At 66.5% G+C, this 15,862-nt stretch carries 19 protein-coding genes; 9 read left to right on the forward strand and 10 right to left on the reverse strand.

Going from position 1 to position 15,862, the window contains the following annotated elements:
* The first annotated feature begins 202 nt into the window (after nt 1–202).
* The 4 genes from Q0897_RS07665 (at nt 203) to Q0897_RS07680 (ending at nt 4,523) form a co-directional block, all read left to right on the forward strand.
* Nucleotides 203–985 carry a HesA/MoeB/ThiF family protein gene (locus Q0897_RS07665; RefSeq protein ID WP_299309087.1) on the forward strand — a complete coding sequence of 261 codons (783 nt, stop codon included), beginning with the start codon at nt 203–205 and terminating at the stop codon, nt 983–985.
* A 69-nt stretch (nt 986–1,054) separates the two neighbouring features.
* Entirely contained in the window at nt 1,055–1,930 is an 876-nt protein-coding gene (locus Q0897_RS07670; protein ID WP_299308669.1) for an MBL fold metallo-hydrolase, read from the forward strand.
* Between the two features lie 84 nt (nt 1,931–2,014).
* Nucleotides 2,015–3,004, forward strand: a complete 990-nt coding sequence (gene nadA, locus Q0897_RS07675) for a quinolinate synthase NadA (RefSeq protein ID WP_299308670.1) — start codon at nt 2,015–2,017, stop codon at nt 3,002–3,004.
* Nucleotides 3,005–3,176: 172 nt separating this feature from the next.
* The gene (locus tag Q0897_RS07680; RefSeq protein ID WP_299308671.1) at nt 3,177–4,523 is read left to right on the forward strand and encodes a DUF2254 domain-containing protein; all 1,347 of its coding nucleotides are present in this window, start codon (nt 3,177–3,179) and stop codon (nt 4,521–4,523) included.
* On the opposite strand, the gene Q0897_RS07685 is transcribed toward Q0897_RS07680, so the two are convergent.
* Both Q0897_RS07685 and lipB read right to left on the reverse strand, forming a co-directional pair.
* Nucleotides 4,520–4,807 (reverse strand): hypothetical protein, encoded by a 288-nt coding sequence (locus Q0897_RS07685; protein WP_299308672.1) that lies wholly within the window; start codon nt 4,805–4,807, stop codon nt 4,520–4,522. The genes Q0897_RS07680 and Q0897_RS07685 overlap by 4 nt on opposite strands.
* Nucleotides 4,808–4,818: 11 nt before the next feature.
* Nucleotides 4,819–5,505, reverse strand: coding sequence for a lipoyl(octanoyl) transferase LipB (lipB, locus tag Q0897_RS07690; RefSeq protein WP_299308673.1), 687 nt, complete (start codon nt 5,503–5,505; stop codon nt 4,819–4,821).
* 41 nt (nt 5,506–5,546) lie between these two features.
* On the opposite strand from lipB, the gene Q0897_RS07695 reads away from it, so the two are divergent.
* Entirely contained in the window at nt 5,547–6,395 is an 849-nt protein-coding gene (locus Q0897_RS07695; RefSeq protein ID WP_299308674.1) for a glycerophosphoryl diester phosphodiesterase membrane domain-containing protein, read from the forward strand.
* A gap of 3 nt (nt 6,396–6,398) precedes the next feature.
* On the opposite strand, the gene Q0897_RS07700 is transcribed toward Q0897_RS07695, so the two are convergent.
* The 6 genes from Q0897_RS07700 to galE form a co-directional block, all read right to left on the reverse strand.
* Complete coding sequence (locus tag Q0897_RS07700) at nt 6,399–7,031, reverse strand: methyltransferase domain-containing protein (protein ID WP_202082618.1); 633 nt, start codon at nt 7,029–7,031, stop codon at nt 6,399–6,401.
* 102 nt (nt 7,032–7,133) lie between these two features.
* The gene (arsC, locus tag Q0897_RS07705) at nt 7,134–7,478 is read right to left on the reverse strand and encodes an arsenate reductase (glutaredoxin) (protein ID WP_299308675.1); all 345 of its coding nucleotides are present in this window, start codon (nt 7,476–7,478) and stop codon (nt 7,134–7,136) included.
* A complete protein-coding gene (locus Q0897_RS07710) occupies nt 7,475–8,044 on the reverse strand; it encodes a (2Fe-2S)-binding protein (RefSeq protein WP_299308676.1) in 570 nt (189 codons plus the stop codon). The genes arsC and Q0897_RS07710 overlap by 4 nt, the downstream gene beginning before the upstream one ends.
* A 55-nt stretch (nt 8,045–8,099) precedes the next feature.
* A complete protein-coding gene (locus Q0897_RS07715; RefSeq protein ID WP_299308677.1) occupies nt 8,100–8,720 on the reverse strand; it encodes an HAD family phosphatase in 621 nt (206 codons plus the stop codon).
* A 111-nt stretch (nt 8,721–8,831) separates the two neighbouring features.
* The gene (gene ykgO, locus Q0897_RS07720) at nt 8,832–8,957 is read right to left on the reverse strand and encodes a type B 50S ribosomal protein L36 (protein ID WP_202082613.1); all 126 of its coding nucleotides are present in this window, start codon (nt 8,955–8,957) and stop codon (nt 8,832–8,834) included.
* A 176-nt stretch (nt 8,958–9,133) separates the two neighbouring features.
* A complete protein-coding gene (gene galE, locus Q0897_RS07725; RefSeq protein ID WP_299308678.1) occupies nt 9,134–10,174 on the reverse strand; it encodes a UDP-glucose 4-epimerase GalE in 1,041 nt (346 codons plus the stop codon).
* A 132-nt stretch (nt 10,175–10,306) separates the two neighbouring features.
* Between galE and Q0897_RS07730 the strand changes: the two genes are divergently transcribed.
* The 4 genes from Q0897_RS07730 to Q0897_RS07745 all read left to right on the forward strand — a co-directional run bounded on the left by Q0897_RS07730 (nt 10,307) and on the right by Q0897_RS07745 (nt 14,783).
* On the forward strand, nt 10,307–10,924 hold the full coding sequence (locus Q0897_RS07730; protein ID WP_236672007.1) for a DUF4136 domain-containing protein: 618 nt from the start codon (nt 10,307–10,309) through the stop codon (nt 10,922–10,924).
* Nucleotides 10,925–10,933: 9 nt separating this feature from the next.
* On the forward strand, nt 10,934–12,091 hold the full coding sequence (locus Q0897_RS07735) for a M14-type cytosolic carboxypeptidase (protein WP_299308680.1): 1,158 nt from the start codon (nt 10,934–10,936) through the stop codon (nt 12,089–12,091).
* 240 nt (nt 12,092–12,331) lie between these two features.
* Nucleotides 12,332–13,465, forward strand: a complete 1,134-nt coding sequence (gene dapE, locus Q0897_RS07740) for a succinyl-diaminopimelate desuccinylase (RefSeq protein ID WP_299308681.1) — start codon at nt 12,332–12,334, stop codon at nt 13,463–13,465.
* A 79-nt stretch (nt 13,466–13,544) separates the two neighbouring features.
* Nucleotides 13,545–14,783 carry a dicarboxylate/amino acid:cation symporter gene (locus Q0897_RS07745; protein ID WP_299308682.1) on the forward strand — a complete coding sequence of 413 codons (1,239 nt, stop codon included), beginning with the start codon at nt 13,545–13,547 and terminating at the stop codon, nt 14,781–14,783.
* A 13-nt stretch (nt 14,784–14,796) separates the two neighbouring features.
* Here Q0897_RS07745 and Q0897_RS07750 read toward each other — a convergent pair whose 3' ends face one another.
* Nucleotides 14,797–15,099 (reverse strand): hypothetical protein, encoded by a 303-nt coding sequence (locus Q0897_RS07750; RefSeq protein WP_299308684.1) that lies wholly within the window; start codon nt 15,097–15,099, stop codon nt 14,797–14,799.
* 40 nt (nt 15,100–15,139) lie between these two features.
* Nucleotides 15,140–15,847: an NAD-dependent deacylase gene (locus tag Q0897_RS07755; RefSeq protein ID WP_299309088.1), complete on the reverse strand. Its 708-nt coding sequence runs from the start codon at nt 15,845–15,847 to the stop codon at nt 15,140–15,142.
* Between the last annotated feature and the right edge of the window lie 15 nt (nt 15,848–15,862).

The raw sequence follows: 15,862 nt of genomic DNA on the forward strand, positions 1-15,862 counted from the left end.
GCGAAAGGGCATGCCCCTCACGTGAAAGCGCGGCGCATATCCCCGTAGCGGCGAATCGTCAAGCTTTTCGGGCGTTCCGGCCCGCCGTGTCACGCCGATCCGAAGCAGTTCTTGCCCCCGCCGCCCCCGCCGGGGCAAGGGACAGCTCATGCCCCATGATACCACGCCCCGCCGTCCTGACGCGCCATCGCCCCGTTCCGCCATGCTGGACGGCGACGAACGCATGGAACGCTATGCCCGCCATATCGTCCTGCCCGAAATCGGCGGCGTGGGGCAGGTCCGGCTCGCCGCGTGCCACGTGGTGGTCGTGGGGGCGGGCGGAATCGGTTCGCCCGCGATTCAGTATCTCGCCGCCGCCGGGGTGGGCCGCATGACGATCGTGGACAGCGATGTCGTCGATGTGAGCAATCTGCAGCGGCAGACGATCTTCACCCCCGGCGATACCGGCGCGGGAAAGGCCGAGCGCGCCGCCGACTGGGTCCGCCGGTTCGATCCGGCCATCGCCGTGACGGCACGCGACATGCGCATCGATGCGGATAACGCCGGCGCGATTCTCGCAGGGGCCGATCTCGTGCTCGACGGGTGCGACAATTTCGCCACCCGCCTCGCAGTATCGGATGCCTGCGTCGCGACGGGCGTCCCGCTGAGCAGTGCGGCGATCGGACGGTTCCAGGGGCAGATCGCCAATTTCGCCGGGCATCTCGAGGATCAGCCCTGCTATCGCTGCTATGTCGGCGATGCGTTTGATGCGGACGATTGCGACACCTGCGCGGAGCAGGGCGTGCTCGGCGCCTTTGCCGGGATGGCGGGATGCTTTGGCGCGATGCACGGCCTGCGCGTGTTGCTGAATGGCGTGCCGAACGGGGGCTCGGCGCTGAGCGATCCGCAATTCGGGCGGCTGCACCTGCTCGACGGGCTGGGGCCGGGCCTGCGCACGATCCGGATTGCGCCCGACCCGCAATGCCGGGCTTGCGGCGGGGGATGAGCGGCGGCGGTTCATCTGGAGCCCCCCTCCACCTCGACAGCCGCGCCCGGCCTGCCCATATTGGCACCCATGCCAGCCAAGAAACAGCCCGCCCCCCCCATCGGCACCCCGCAGCAGCTTGAGGAACGGGTGCAGCGCGTGCTGGCCGGCAATCCCAGCGCGTTTACCCTGCACGGGACGCAGACCTATATCGTCGGCGCGGGCCATGATGTCGCGGTGATCGACCCCGGCCCCGATGATGCCGCGCATATCGACGCGCTGATCGCCGCCATCGGGGATCGCACGGTCACGGCCATCTGCTGTACCCACACCCATCGCGACCATTCGCCCGCCGCCGCGCCGCTTGCGGCCCGCACCGGGGCGAGGATCGTGGGCTGCGCTGCGCTCGCGCTCGAATCCATCGGGCCGCGCGGCGATGCCCCGTTCGATACAGGCTACGCGCCCGACCGCGTGCTCTCCGATGGGGAGAGCATCTCGGGCGATGGCTGGACCCTGACGGCGGTGGCGACGCCGGGGCATACGTCGAATCACCTGTGCTTTGCATTGGAGGAAAGCGGCGCGCTGTTTACCGGCGATCACGTCATGGGCTGGTCCACCACCGTGGTCATCCCGCCCGATGGCGACATGGCGGATTACATGGCCAGCATGGAATTGCTCCATGGCCGCGAGGATCGCATTTATTACCCCGCCCACGGTGCGCCGGTGGACAATCCCCGGCAACTGGTGCGGGGCATGATCGGCCATCGACGGCAACGCGAACGGCAGATCCTCAAAACGCTCGACAAGGGCGCGCGCGCCATCCCGGCGCTGGTCGACACGATGTATGTCGGGCTCGATTCGCGGCTCGTCGGGGCGGCGGGGCAATCGGTGCTGGCGCATCTGATCGACCTCGAACGACGGGGCATGGTGGGGCGCGATGGCGAAGAATGGGCGCTTGCTGGCTGAATGCCCTGTAAAAGCCGGGGGTTTGTCCCTAGATGAAGGGCAAGCACGCCCGCCACGGGCCACGACAATACGGGGACACGACGCATGACCGCCCAACCGCGAGAGAATCTGACCGGCATGGACCTGCGCGAGGAGATCGAGAAGCTGCGCAAGGAGCGCAATGCCGTGATCCTCGCCCATTATTACCAGAAGCCCGAAATCCAGGACATCGCCGATTTCGTGGGCGACAGCCTCGAACTGTCGAAAAAGGCAGCCGCCACCGATGCGGAGGTGATCGCGTTCTGCGGCGTGAAGTTCATGGCGGATACGGCCAAGATCCTGAGCCCGGAAAAGATCGTCGTGCTGCCCGATCTCGACGCCGGGTGCAGTCTTGAGGACAGCTGCCCGCCGGACAAGTTCCGCGCATTCCGCGAGGCGCATCCCAACCATATCGCGCTGACCTACATCAATTGCTCGACCGAGGTGAAGGCGCTGTCCGACGTCATCGTCACCTCGTCCAGCGCGGAGACGATCCTTCAGCAGATCCCCGAGGACCAGAAGATCATCTTCGGTCCCGATCGCCATCTCGGCGGCTATCTCAACCGCAAGTTCGGGCGCGACATGCTGCTCTGGCCCGGCGTGTGCATCGTGCACGAGGCGTTCAGCGAAACCGAGCTGATGAAATTGGAGCAGCAATATCCCGACGCGCCCATCGCCGCGCACCCGGAATGCCCGCCGCAGATCGTCGACCACGCCGATTACGTCGGCTCGACCAGCGGCATCCTGCAATTTGCGAAAACGACGGAGAGCGACACGCTCATCGTCGCGACCGAGCCGCACATCATCCACCAGATGGAGCTTGCGCTGCCGGAGAAGAATTTCATCGGCGCGCCGGGGGCGGACGGCAATTGCAACTGCAACATCTGCCCGTACATGGCGCTCAACACGATGGAGAAGCTCTATATCGCCCTGCGCGACCTCGAACCCCGGATCGAGATCAAGGAAGGCTTGCGGCTGAAGGCGAAGCAGAGCCTCGACAAGATGATCGAAATGGCGGCCGGCACCATCGGCAAGGGCGATCTGGGCCGGGTGTGAGCGGACCCGGCCCCGCGCCCGATCCGCGCCGCATCCCCAACGGGCGGCAACGAAACGGCGCGTACCGCGTTGTGTTCTCCGGTCGCACGACAGGAGGGCACGCCATTCGCATCGACACATCCCCGCACGCAGCCGCGTATCGCGCCGCCGCCCGCCATCGCATGGGTAAGCCGTGACCGCGCATCTCCGCTCGTTCCTGGCGGGCATCAATGCCAGTTACTGGTTCTATCCCGCGCTGTTCTCGATCCTCGCCTTCGTGCTGGCGCTGGTGACGATCATGCTCGACCGCAGCTTTGCGGCCGAGATGATCTCGAACACCAAATATCTCGTGCCCGCCCGCCCCGATGGCGCCAGCACCATGCTGCAGGTGATCGCCGGCACGACGATCGGCGTCGCCGCGACGGTGTTTTCAATCACCATCGCCGCCGTCGCCTATGCCAGCGGCACCTACGGCCCGCGCCTCCTCACCAATTTCATGGAGGACAAGGGCAATCAGCTTTCGCTCGCCACGTTCATTGGCACGTTCGTCTATTCGGTGATGGTGCTGCGCGTGGTGCGGGCGGAGGACGAGGCCGCCGCCTCGGCGCAGGCCGCCGCGTCCGATGGCCTGCCGGGTTTCGTGCCGCAATTGTCGTTGCTGGTCGCGACGGGGCTGATGCTGGCGTCGATCGCGGTGCTGGTGTTCTTCCTCAACCATATTCCCGATTCGATCCGCATCAACACCGTGCTGAAACAGATCGGCGAGCGGCTCATCCGGCAGATCAAGCATCGCTTTCCCCACAACGGCTCGGATATCGAACAGCCCGAACCGCCCGATGGCAAGATCGTGTCGGTCACCTCGGCCGGATATATCGAGATCATCGATTTTTCCGGGCTGGAGGAGATTGCGGAGCGCACCGATTCGGTCATCGTGCTGAAGGCGGAGGCGGGCGATTTCGTGCATCCGCCGATGGCGCTGGTGCAGATTGCCGCCGACGACCCGGACGATGCGCTGATCGAGGAGATTCTGGGCTGTTTCGTGCTGTCGGGCCTGCGCACGCCGACGCAGGATCTGGGCTTCCTTCTCGACGAGCTGGTCGAGATTGCCCTGCGCGCGCTATCGCCGGGGATCAACGATCCGTTCACGGCGATGACGGCGCTGCACTGGATCGGGGCGGCCACGGCGGAGCTGGGCGGGCGGGTGCTCGCCGATTCGCCCAATGACGACCGTGCGCAGTCGACCGACCGGCGCGTCATCCCGATCATGACCGGGTTCGACGGCTATGTCGCGGCGGGGTTTGGCGCGGCGCGGTCCGCCGTCGCGACCAGCCGGAAGGCGACCTTCGCCATGTTCGACGCGATGCAGCATTGCGCCAGCGCGCTCAACAATCGCGACCGGGTGCAGGTTCTGTTGAAAGAGGGCGACCTGTTGATGAGCCAGGCCGTCGATGCGTTGAGCGGGCCGGACCTTGCCGAGGTGCACGACCGGCACCTCGCCTTCCGCGCCAGACTCAGCAACAATCGGCAGGCCGGGGACTAGTCTTCGGGTTCGGCGTCCGGCGTCGCGGCGTCGGTTTCGGTATCGATATCGGCATCATCCGCGTCCTCGCCGGCGGTCTCGCCTTCCCCTTCCGCTTCGCTGACCGGCATGCCCTGCGATTGGAGCTGATCGAACGGGATCATCGCATCGTCGATCGTGCCGGGCAGCACCTCGCCCTGCGCCGCCGCGCCCTCGGCCTCGGCCGGAGCGTCCGCCGTGTCGTTACAGCCGGACAGGAGCGGCAGCAGCGCCGCCATCGTGAGGGTGAGGATCGTTTTCGCCATGGCCTCGCTGATTACTCCGTCGGGCATTTGCGGTCCAGCGCGGAGAGGAACGTTTCGCTGTGCCGCCCCATCGCCTCGTCCCATTCGCGCGCCGACACCGCGCGGCCGAGCCGTTCGAGGCTGGTCACGCCGAATTCGCTGATGCCGCAGGGCACGATGCCGGTAAAATGGGTGAGATCGGGCGACAGGTTCACGCTGAACCCGTGCATCGTCACCCATTTGCGCACGCGCACGCCGATCGCGCCGATCTTCGCCTCGCGCCCGTCGACATTGCGGGTCCAGATGCCGATGCGCCCCTCCGCCCGCCAGCTTTCGACATCAAAATCGGCAAGCGTGTCGATCACCCACCCTTCGAGCGCATGCACGAAACCGCGCACGTCGCGCGCCCGCCGGCTGAGGTCGAGCAGGACGTAGCCGATCCGCTGCCCCGGTCCGTGATAGGTGAATTGCCCGCCGCGCCCCGCCTTCACCACGTCGAATCGCGGGTCGAGCAGGTCGGCATCCTTCGCGCTGGTCCCCGCGGTATAGACGGGCGGATGTTCGAGCATCCAGATCAGCTCGCGCGCGCCGTCGCGAATCGCGGCATTGCGCACCTCCATCTCGGCCAGCGCATCGCGATAGGCGACCTGCTCATAGCTATGGCGCCATTCGATCGCGCCGCGCAGCGAGGCGGGCATATCCGTCGTATCATCGGTCATCGCGCGTTGCGTGGCGGCAAATGCCGTGCCAATCAAGACCCATGGCATTACCTTCATGGAAACCGGCGCCCAAGGGGCCGCCGCCTGCAAAGCTCGACATCGGCCGGGCATGGTCGCGCGCCGCGGCGATGATCGCGGCGAACCGGCAATTGCTGCTCATCGTGGCGGGGGTGTTCTTTCTCCTGCCGCAGCTGATCGTGAATTTCGTCCTGCCCTCGCCGCAGGACGGGCTGGAGGGGGATGCCGCGACGCAGGCGATGCTCGACCTCTTCGCCGGCTGGTGGCCGGTCCTGCTCGCCTCGCTGTTGATGCAGAGCGTGGGCGTGCTCGCCGTGATCGCGCTGCTCGCCGATCCGGCGCGGCCCACCGTGGGGGAGGCGATGAAGCGGGCGCTGCGCTATCTGCCGAGCTATGTCGCGGCGCAGCTCGTGCTTCTGTCGGGTATCGGGGTGGTCATGCTGCTCGTGCTGGTGCCGGTCGCGACGGCGGGGGCGGCGGCAGGCAGCGCCTCTTCAGCCGGGGCGTTCGGCACGCTCATTGCGCTGGCCATCGCGCTCTATCTCTTCATCCGGGCCGTGCTGACCGCGCCGGTCATGGTGGCGCAGCGGGTGCGCAATCCGTTCGATGCCCTGCTGCGCGCGTGGCGGCTGACGCGGGGCAATGCGACGCGGCTGCTGTTCTTTCTCGCGCTGCTGACGCTGTCGGCGCTGATCATCTATACGGTGGCGACGCTGATCCCGGGGCTGATCCTGCTCCCGCTCGTCGGGGCGGATGGCGCGGCGGTCGTCGTCGGCTTTATCGGGGCGCTGGTGGGCGCGGTCTATTCGCTGATCACGACGGCGGTGCTGACCGCGATCTGGGCGCAGCTTGCTGCGACGCCTGCCGAGTGACGCTCAGCCCGCGTCCTTCCAGCCCCAGAACATCTTGCACGGCAGCACGTTGAGCGGTTCGAAATCGCTGTCGATGCGGCGGAACCGGCGGGCCATGAAATCGCGCGCCTTGGCCGAAAACTGATAGACGAGAAACGCGCCGCCGGGCCGCAACACGCGGTGGGTGGCATCGACGATGGCCGGGCCGACCCCATCCGGAAGGGTCGAAAACGGCAGGCCCGAAAGGACGTAATCCGCCCCGTCATGGCCATGCGCGGCGATGATCGCCTCCACATCCGCGGCGGAGCCGAGCACGGCGGTGAACCGGCTATCGGCGATCGTGCGATTGAGATAGTCGATATACAGCGGGTTGGTGTCGATCACGATGAGCGCGGCATCCCGCTTCATCCGGTCGAGCACCGGTTGGCAGAACGTGCCGACGCCGGGGCCATATTCGACAAACAGATCGCACCGGCTCCAGTCCGTGCGCGACAGCATGCGGTCGATGGTAAAGCGCGAGGACGGAATGATCGAACCGACCATAACCGGGTGCTGCACGAACCCCTTGAAGAACACGCCCCAGGGTCCAAGCGCCCGGGAAAGGCGGCGCTTTGCCCGGCGCGTGATGGTCTCGCGCGTCAATTCGGTACCCGCCATGAAATAATCGTCTCCGCCTCTTAACAGATCGTTGCGCGGGCGTGGCAAATCGCGGCCCGCTTTGCAAGCGCCGGGGCATACATCGGTGCAAACATCGGTAAGTTAAAGGATTTCGTACACCGTATCCTGCGGCCGGCACAGGCGGGCACCCTTTTCCGTCTCGACCAGCGGCCGCTCGATCAGCATCGGCTCGGCCGCCATCGCGTTGAGCACCGTGTCATCGTCCGCATCGGGCAGGCCGCGTTCGGTTGCATCCGTGCCCCGCATGCGCAGGCCCTGCTGCGGCGTGATGCCCGCCTTTTCGTAAAGGCCGCGCAGGCGCACCGCGCTCGGCGGGTTTTTCAGATATTCGACCACCTCGACCTCGACGCCGGGCGTGTCTTCCAGGATGGCGAGCGTCTTGCGCGAGGTGCCGCATTTCGGATTGTGCCAGATGGTGGCCTTCATTCGTCGTTCTCCTCACTTGCGATAGTCGCGTTGCCGGGCGCCATGGCGGGCACGTCGCGCGCGGCCTGCGCCGGGTCGATGCCGGGGGCGGGCACGTCGCCCGCGGGTTCGCGGCGGCGGAGCGACCGGCTCGCCCGTTCGAACGCCCGCCGTATCCGCGGATGCGCGCCGCACGGGCACAGATTGCGAATCGCATCGTCGATCGCGGCCCGGCCCGGCGCCGGATCGCGCGCCAGCAGCGCCGCCCCCGCCATCACGATGCCCGGCGTGCAGAACCCGCATTGAATCGCGCCCTCGGCCACCATCGCCTGTTGCAGCGGGTGCGAACGGTCGGGGGACAGCGCCTCGATCGTCGTGACGTATCGCCCCTCCACCTCGGCCAGCGACACGAGGCAGGACCGGATCGCCTGCCCGTCGATGATGACCATGCACGCGCCGCAATCGCCATTGCCGCAGCCATGCTTCGTACCGGTGAGATTCGCCGCATCGCGCAGCGCCCAGACTAGCGGCGTATCCCCATCCATCAGGAATTGCACCGGGCGATCGTTGACGGTCAGGCGAGTCATCGTGCGCCCGCCCTACCGCGAAGCACCCGCGCACGAAAGCACCCGACCCCCGCCATCACGAACCGAGCAGGCCCCGCCGCTCGAAATCGGCGCGCAGCGTGGGCGCATCGGTGAAATGATGCACCTGCCACCCGAGCGCGGCGGCGGCATCGACATTGTCGCGGCGGTCGTCGATGAACAGGGCGGTCGCGGGCACGATGCCGAAACGGCGGGCGGCAAGGTCGAAGATTTCCGGCTCCGGCTTGGCCAGCTTTTCCGTGCCGGACACGACGATGTCGCGAAACCGGTCGAAAACCGGCTGCGTCGCGCGGAACTGTTTCCAGAAGCTGTCGGCGAAATTGGTGATCGCCCAGAGCGGCACCCCGGCGGCGTCCAGCTCCTCGACCAGTTCGAGCGAGCCTGGAACCGGGCCGGGGATGGATTCCGTAAACCGCGTCGCATAGGCGTCGATGAGCGCGCCCTCGTCCGGGAACGCGGCCTTGCGCTCGGCGACCATCTCGGCGAGGTCGCGGCCTTCGTCGTGGCCGTGGTGCCACTCGGGCGTCACCACATGCGTCACGAACCATTCGAGCCGCGCCGGATCGTCGATCATCGGGCGATAAAGATAGCGCAGGTCCCAGCGGAACAGCACCATGCCGACATCGAACACGACATGGTCGACCGTGCGATCATCCATCACCAGATCACTCCCGTCGCGCACGCATACGCGAAAGCGCCGCCCGGTCGCCCCGGCGGCGCATCTTCACGCAAGGCCACCGGGCCGGCGAACGGCCCGAGACGCATGGGTTCAGCCCTGGCGGGCCTTGAACCGGCGATTGGTCTTGTTGATGACATAGACCCGGCCGCGACGGCGGATCACGCGGTTGTCGCGGTGGCGGTTCTTCAGCGATTTGAGGCTGTTGCGAATCTTCATTGTCTCATTCCCAATTGCCGGTGAGAGATCGACCCCACCGGGCGCATTCCGACAGATGACCGGGTGGGCATCCATCTCTGGCGGGGGTGCGATCCATATGGACACGAACCCGCCGAAATCAAGGTGGGGCGGATAGGTGCAGCCCAGCCTTGAGTCAAGCACGTTTGGCGCGCGCCTTACCCGCCCTGCCCGCCGCCTTGCCCCTCACGCAGGCCGGTCAGCCGCTTTTCCCATTGCAGCGCATGGCCGATGATCGTTTCCAGATCGTCGTGCCGCGGCTGCCATGGCACGGTGTCCATGATCCGGCTGTTGTCCGACACGAGCGAGGGCACGTCGCCCGCGCGGCGCCCCTCCATCACGCGCGGCACGGGCTGTCCCACAACCCGGTCCACCGCGTCGAGCACTTCGAGCACGGAAAAACCGCGGCCATATCCCACATTCATGGTCAGGCTGCGCTCCGGCTGCGCGATCAACGCCTCCAGCGCGAGGACATGCGCATCGGCGAGGTCGGACACGTGGATGTAATCGCGCACCCCGGTACCGTCGGGGGTCGGATAATCGGTGCCGAACACGCCGACCGGCCCGCGTTTGCCCAAGGCCGATTCGACCGCCACCTTGACGAGATGGGTCGCACCGATGCTGGACTGTCCGCTGCGCGCGTCGGGATCGGCGCCCGCCACGTTGAAATAGCGCAGCACGCAATGGTTGAGGTCGTAGGCGCGCGAACAATCGGCAAGGATCCGCTCGGTCATCAGCTTCGACATGCCGTAGGGATTGACCGGCGACAGCGGCAGATCTTCCTGCAGCGGCTTGAGGTCCGGCTCGCCATACACCGTCGCGGTGGAGGAGAAGATCATGTGCGGCACGCCATGTTCGACCGCCGCCGCGATCAGGGCGCGCCCCTTCACCGTGTTGTTGTCGTAATATTTCAGCGGGTCCGACACCGATTCCGGCACGATGATCGAGCCTGCGAAATGCATGATCGCGCGCGTACCCTGCTCGGCGAAGATGCGGGACAGCAATTCGGCATCGGCGATGTCGCCTTGATAAAACGCCACCTCGTCCGGGATCGCCCAGCGAAAGCCGGTCGACAGATCGTCGATCACCGCGACGTCCCACCCCTTGTCGAGCAGGGCCAGCACGGCATGGCTCCCGATATATCCGGCCCCGCCGGTCACCAGCACCGGAACTTTTGCACTGTCGTCGGATTTCACCATCGCGGGCTCCTCGGCATTTGGTCCATAGTCGATGGGTGACCTATTCGAACCCGGCCTGCAAGTTAAGCGCGAATACACGATGCATCCCCTAATCGGACGCCTCACATTATTTCGCCGGTTCGGGAGACGATCATGACATTTCGCGCATTCACGCCAGGAACCCTGCCCATGCTGGCGCTCGCACTCGTCGCGCCGGCGATGCTGGGGGCCTGCGCCACGACGCCGCCCGTCGATGTCACGCGGTTCAGCGCGCCCGAACGATTGAACCTGGCCGACCGCGGCACGGTCGAGATCGTGACCCCCGACATGCCGGGCGGCTCGCTCATGCTGGAGCCGTGGCGCGCCGCGGTCGCGGCGGAGCTGGCCGAGGCCGGCTATACCCCGACGAACCGCGCCGACAGCGCGCAGGTCGCCGAAATTTTCGTGCGCCGCGACACGATGCGCCCCGAACGCCGCCGCGGCCCGGTCAGCGTCGGGGTCGGCGGATCGACCGGCGGATACGGTTCGGGCGTTGGCGTGGGCGTCGGCATCGACCTCAGCGGTCCGCCGCCCGAGCAGGTGTCGAACGAGCTTTCGGTCGTGATCCGCGACCGGGCCAGCGGCGAATCGGTGTGGGAAGGCCGCGCCGATCAATATGTCGAGGCCAAATCCGGGCTTGCCGACGCGGCCACCGCCGCGCAAAGGCTGGCCGCCGCCCTGTTCGCCGATTTTCCGGGCGAACCCAGCGAAACCTACACCGTAAAGGACTGATCCGACCCCATGACCGATACCACCCACGAAAACGCCGATATTGCCATCAATGCCGCCTTCGATGCCGGCAATATCGCGGTGACGCGCGTTTCGGGGGCGGAGGCATGGCTGACCATCCGCAAGGACGAGCAGAGCGAATTTTTCCAGTGGTTCCATTTCCGCGTCGCCGGGGCGGCGGGGCGCGAACTGACGCTGCGGATCACGGGACTTGCGCAGTCGGCCTATCCGGATGGCTGGGCCGATTACAAGGCGTGCGTGTCGGAGGATCGCGCCGAATGGCTGCGCGCGGATACCGAATGGGCGCCGGGCGAGGATGGCGGAACGCTCACCATCCGTTACACGCCGATGGGCGATCTGGCCTGGCTCGCCTATTTCGCGCCCTATTCGATGGACCGGCACAACGATCTCGTCGCGCAGGCCGCGCTGACCGAAGGGGTCACCCATCGCACATTGGGCGAAACGCTCGACGGGCAGGCGATCGACTGCCTCGAAATGGGTGAGGGCGATACGCAGGTCTGGCTCTACGCCCGGCAGCATCCCGGCGAATCGATGGCGGAATGGTGGATGGAAGGGGCGATCGCCCTGCTCACCGATCCGTCCGACCCGGTGGGCCGCGCCCTGCGGCAGAAGGCGACATTCCATATCGTGCCGAACTGCAACCCGGACGGCAGCCGCCGCGGCCATTTGCGCACCAATGGCATCGGCACCAATCTCAACCGCGAATGGGACGAGCCCTCGCCCGAAAAATCGCCGGAGATCTACGCCATCCGCAATGCGATGGATGAAACCGGCGTCGATTTCGCGATGGACGTGCACGGGGACGAGGCGATCTCCGCCGTCTTCCTCGCAGGGTTCGAAGGCATCGCCGACGCGAGCGAGGAGCAGGCGGAGGGCTACACCCTCTATTCCGACCTGCTGCTGGCGCAGACGCCCGATTTCCAGACCGAGAAGGGCTACCCGGTGACCGCGAAGGGCAAGGCGAACATGGCGATCTCCACCAATCAGCTGGCCGGTCGGTTCGGCGCGGTGTCGATGACGCTGGAAATGCCGTTCAAGGACCACGCCCCGATGGCCGATGCGACCAACGGGTGGAGCCCGGATCGCTGTATCGAGCTCGGGCGGTCATGCATGGCGGCGCTCTATCAATGGCTGGTGCGGCGGGGCTGATTTTAACGAAGCGTTAGGATTTGGGCGCTACGTTCGGAGGCATGAACGCTTTCGTGTCCCGCGCCGATCACATTGTCCGGTCCCGTCTGGCCGCCACGCCCGGCGCCCTCGCGCGGAGCTGCGTCATCGCGGCCTGCGCCATGGCGCTGGCGGCTGCGGGACCGTTTCTTCCGTTCTGATCCTGCGCTGCGTCCAACGACGCTGGCTTTTTCATGGGCGGCTGCGCTAACGCTGCGCGCCATGACCGACATTTCCTCACCGCTCGACCTCGCCCGCCGTCTGATCGCATGCGAAAGCGTGACGCCGGCGCGCGGCGCGGTATTCGATACGATGGCCGCAATGCTCGAACCGCTGGGCTTTGCCGTGACGCGCACCGTCGACGGCGCGGCGCCCGACGGGCCGGTGGAAAACCTCCTCGCCGTGCGCGAAGGGCCGGTGGGCAGCCGCCATTTCGCCTTTGCCGGCCATCTCGACGTGGTGCCGCCGGGCAAGGGGTGGCATTCCGATGCCTTCGCGCCCGACATTCGCGGCGACCTCCTCTATGGCCGCGGGGCGGTGGACATGAAGGGGTCGATCGCCTGCATGATCGCGGCCGTCGCCGCCATCCCCGCCGATGCCGGCACGATCAGCTTCCTCATCACCGGCGACGAGGAAGGCCCCGCCGTCCACGGCACGCGCGCCATCATGGAACACATGGCCGCCGCGAAGGTCGCGCCCGACCTGTGCCTCGTCGGGGAGCCGACCTCGGTCCACCGGCTCGGCGACATGATGAAGATCGGGCGGCGCGGTTCGGTCAATATCTTCCTCTCCGTCGCGGGGACGCAGGGGCATGTCGCCTATCCGCATCTCGCCGACAATCCGATCCCGCGGCTCGTCGCGATGCTGGCCGAACTCGATGCGCTGACGCTCGACGAGGGGACCGACTGGTTTCAGCCGTCGAACCTCGAAATCACCGAGCTGGAGGTTGGGAACCCCGCCCATAACGTCATTCCGGCGCAGGCGAAGGCGCGCATCTCCATCCGCTTCAACGACACGCACACCGGCGCCGAACTGGGCGCGCGGGTGAAGGCGATTGCCGAAAGCCATGGCGGCACTGCGGTCCCGGTGATTTCGGGCGAGCCGTTCCTGACCCCGCCGGGCGAGTTTTCGGCGCTGCTGGCCGAGGCGATCCGGGCCGAAACGGGGATCGACCCCGAACTGTCGACCGGCGGCGGCACGTCGGACGCGCGCTTCCTGCGCGCGCTGTGCCCGGTCATCGAATTCGGCCTCTGCAACGCCACCATGCACAAGCGGGACGAGGCGGTGGCGATTGCCGATCTGGACGTGCTGACCCGCATTTACGAACGCACGGTCCGGGCCGCACTCACCGCATAACCGCCGCCGCCCACTTGCGGGCCGCGTCGGCGCAGGCCACAAGGGCCGCTTGCTCCAAGGCGCGAGAGGGATCGAGCCCATGTTCCGTATCTGGTTTAACATACCCTTGTGGCAGCGGGTGATCGCGGCGCTGATCCTCGGCGTGGCGGTCGGCATGTGGTGGGGGCCGGGCGCGGAAAGCATCAAGTGGATCGGCGATTTCTTCATCAAGTCGATCAAGATGCTGGTCGTGCCGCTCATCTTCTTCAGCCTGGTATCGGGCGTGGCGGCCATCGGCGACCTTCGCAAGCTGGGCGCGGTCGGCGGGCGCGCGATGCTGATCTTCGTGGTGACGGGGCAGATCGCGGTGTGGCTGGGGCTGTTCCTCGGCACGGTGCTGGCGCCCGGCGCAGGGGTCGATACCTCCGCCATCGAAATGGGCGCGGTGCCCGAACCGGTGCCGACGACGGCGGTGGACATGATCCTGTCCATCGTGCCCGAAAGCCCGGTGCAGGTGATGGCCGACGTATCCGTGCTCCCGCTGATCGTGTTTTCGCTGCTCATCGGGATCGGCATCCTGATGGCCGCAGACGAAGGCACGCCGGTACAGAAGGTGTTCGATAGCGGCGCCGTCATCATGCAGAAGGTGACGATGGTGGTGATGGAACTCACCCCGTTCGGCGTGTTCGCGCTGATGGCGTGGGTGGCGGGCACGCTGGGGCTCGACGCGCTGATCGCATTGTCGAAGCTGGTCGCGCTCAATTACCTGGGCTGTCTCATCATCATTTTCGTCATGTATTCGGCGATGATCAAGTTCATGGCTCGTCTTCCGGTGCGCGATTTCTTTCGTGGGATCATCGATGCCATGGCGGTCAGCTATTCGACCGCGTCGTCCAATGCGACGTTGCCGGTGACGATGCGCTGTGCCGAGCGCAATCTGGGCGTGTCGAATTCGGTGGCGAGCTTTGTCGTGTCGCTGGGCGCGACGATCAACATGAACGGCACGGCGATGTATCTGGGGCTCGCCACCTTGTTCGGGGCGCAGATCTTCGGCGTGGATCTGAGCTGGGCCGATTATTTCCTGATTTCGATCCTCGCTACCCTGGGCGCGGTGGGGGCGGCGGGCATTCCGGGCGCGGGGCTGATCATGATGGCGCTGGTGTTCGGGGCGGTGGGCGTGCCGCTCGAAACCATTGCCTTCGTCGCGGGCGTGGACCGGATCATGGACATGATGCGCACGACCACCAACGTGTCGGGCGATGCGGCGGTGGCGACCACCGTGGCCGTGATGACGGGCGAGATCGACCGGCGGGAGATGATTTCCGCCGACGACGTCTAGTCCGCCGCGCCCCTTACCGGGTGGCGGAGCAATAGGCCGCGGCGGCGCCCGTCACCGCGATGACCTCCGGGTCGCCGACGCGGCGGGCGCGCTCGACATAATCGGCGATGGTCAGGTTTTCGGTCCGTTCACCATCGCGCGCCTTCGCCCGCGACAGTTTCCGCAATTGCGCGACCGACAGGCGATCGGCCATTTCCGCCGCCATGCACCGCGCGACCGGCGTGCGCACCCCCGCATCGGTGAGCCCCGATTGCACCGCCTGCTGCTTTACACAGCCGGTAAGCGCGACGAACGAAAGAAGCAGAAGCAGGCGCAAGCGTATCATCCTTTCACCAGGAAACTGCGCGGTAAGGTGTCTACGCCCCACGCGCCAGCACCGAATCCACCCATTCGGGCACGATCACCCCCGCCGGGCCAAGCCGGGTTTCGTCGAACCAGCCCGAACCCTGGCTGCGTTCGAGATTCAGCTCCAGCGTGGCCGCCCCCATCGCCTTTGCCTCCTGTACGAAGCCCGCGGCGGGATAGACCGCGCCCGACGTGCCGATCGACACGAACAGATCCGCCTCGCGCAGCGCGGCATAGATCCGCTCCATCTCATACGGCATTTCCCCGAACCACACGACATCGGGCCGGAGCGCCGCCTCTCCGCACGCCGGGCACGCGGGCCGGTCGATCAGCGTCCCGGTCCACCGGCTCCGCACGTCGCACGCGGTGCACCACGCGTTGAGATGTTCGCCATGCATGTGCAGCACGCGGTTCGCGCCCGCCCGTTCATGCAGATCGTCCACGTTCTGCGTCACGATCAGCAATTCGCCGTCGAATTCGCGGTCGAGCCGGGCCAGCGCATGGTGCGCCGCGTTCGGCTCCTTCGTCTGGATCGCTTCGCGCCGCATGTCGTAGAAGCGGAGGACAAGATCGGGGTCGCGGGCGAACCCTTCGGGCGTGGCGACATCCTCGACCCGGTGCTGCTCCCACAATCCGCCGGCGCTGCGAAACGTGTCGATGCCGCTTTCGGCGGACACGCCCGCGCCGGTGAGGATGACGATGTTCCGCAATGCGTTGATGTTGTCTTTCATGTC

Origin of the sequence: uncultured Croceicoccus sp., from assembly GCF_947496385.1 — a bacterium.
GTDB lineage: Bacteria > Pseudomonadota > Alphaproteobacteria > Sphingomonadales > Sphingomonadaceae > Croceicoccus.

Coding starts and splice junctions, on each gene's coding strand:
- Q0897_RS07665 (WP_299309087.1), top strand. CDS start 203: ATGCTGGACGGCGACGAACGCATGGAACGCTATGCCCGCCATATCGTC.
- Q0897_RS07670 (WP_299308669.1), top strand. CDS start 1,055: ATGCCAGCCAAGAAACAGCCCGCCCCCCCCATCGGCACCCCGCAGCAG.
- nadA (WP_299308670.1), top strand. CDS start 2,015: ATGACCGCCCAACCGCGAGAGAATCTGACCGGCATGGACCTGCGCGAG.
- Q0897_RS07685 (WP_299308672.1), bottom strand. CDS start 4,807: ATGGCGAAAACGATCCTCACCCTCACGATGGCGGCGCTGCTGCCGCTC.
- lipB (WP_299308673.1), bottom strand. CDS start 5,505: ATGACCGATGATACGACGGATATGCCCGCCTCGCTGCGCGGCGCGATC.
- Q0897_RS07695 (WP_299308674.1), top strand. CDS start 5,547: ATGGCATTACCTTCATGGAAACCGGCGCCCAAGGGGCCGCCGCCTGCA.
- Q0897_RS07700 (WP_202082618.1), bottom strand. CDS start 7,031: ATGGCGGGTACCGAATTGACGCGCGAGACCATCACGCGCCGGGCAAAG.
- arsC (WP_299308675.1), bottom strand. CDS start 7,478: ATGAAGGCCACCATCTGGCACAATCCGAAATGCGGCACCTCGCGCAAG.
- Q0897_RS07710 (WP_299308676.1), bottom strand. CDS start 8,044: ATGACTCGCCTGACCGTCAACGATCGCCCGGTGCAATTCCTGATGGAT.
- Q0897_RS07715 (WP_299308677.1), bottom strand. CDS start 8,720: ATGGATGATCGCACGGTCGACCATGTCGTGTTCGATGTCGGCATGGTG.
- ykgO (WP_202082613.1), bottom strand. CDS start 8,957: ATGAAGATTCGCAACAGCCTCAAATCGCTGAAGAACCGCCACCGCGAC.
- galE (WP_299308678.1), bottom strand. CDS start 10,174: ATGGTGAAATCCGACGACAGTGCAAAAGTTCCGGTGCTGGTGACCGGC.
- Q0897_RS07730 (WP_236672007.1), top strand. CDS start 10,307: ATGACATTTCGCGCATTCACGCCAGGAACCCTGCCCATGCTGGCGCTC.
- Q0897_RS07735 (WP_299308680.1), top strand. CDS start 10,934: ATGACCGATACCACCCACGAAAACGCCGATATTGCCATCAATGCCGCC.
- dapE (WP_299308681.1), top strand. CDS start 12,332: ATGACCGACATTTCCTCACCGCTCGACCTCGCCCGCCGTCTGATCGCA.
- Q0897_RS07745 (WP_299308682.1), top strand. CDS start 13,545: ATGTTCCGTATCTGGTTTAACATACCCTTGTGGCAGCGGGTGATCGCG.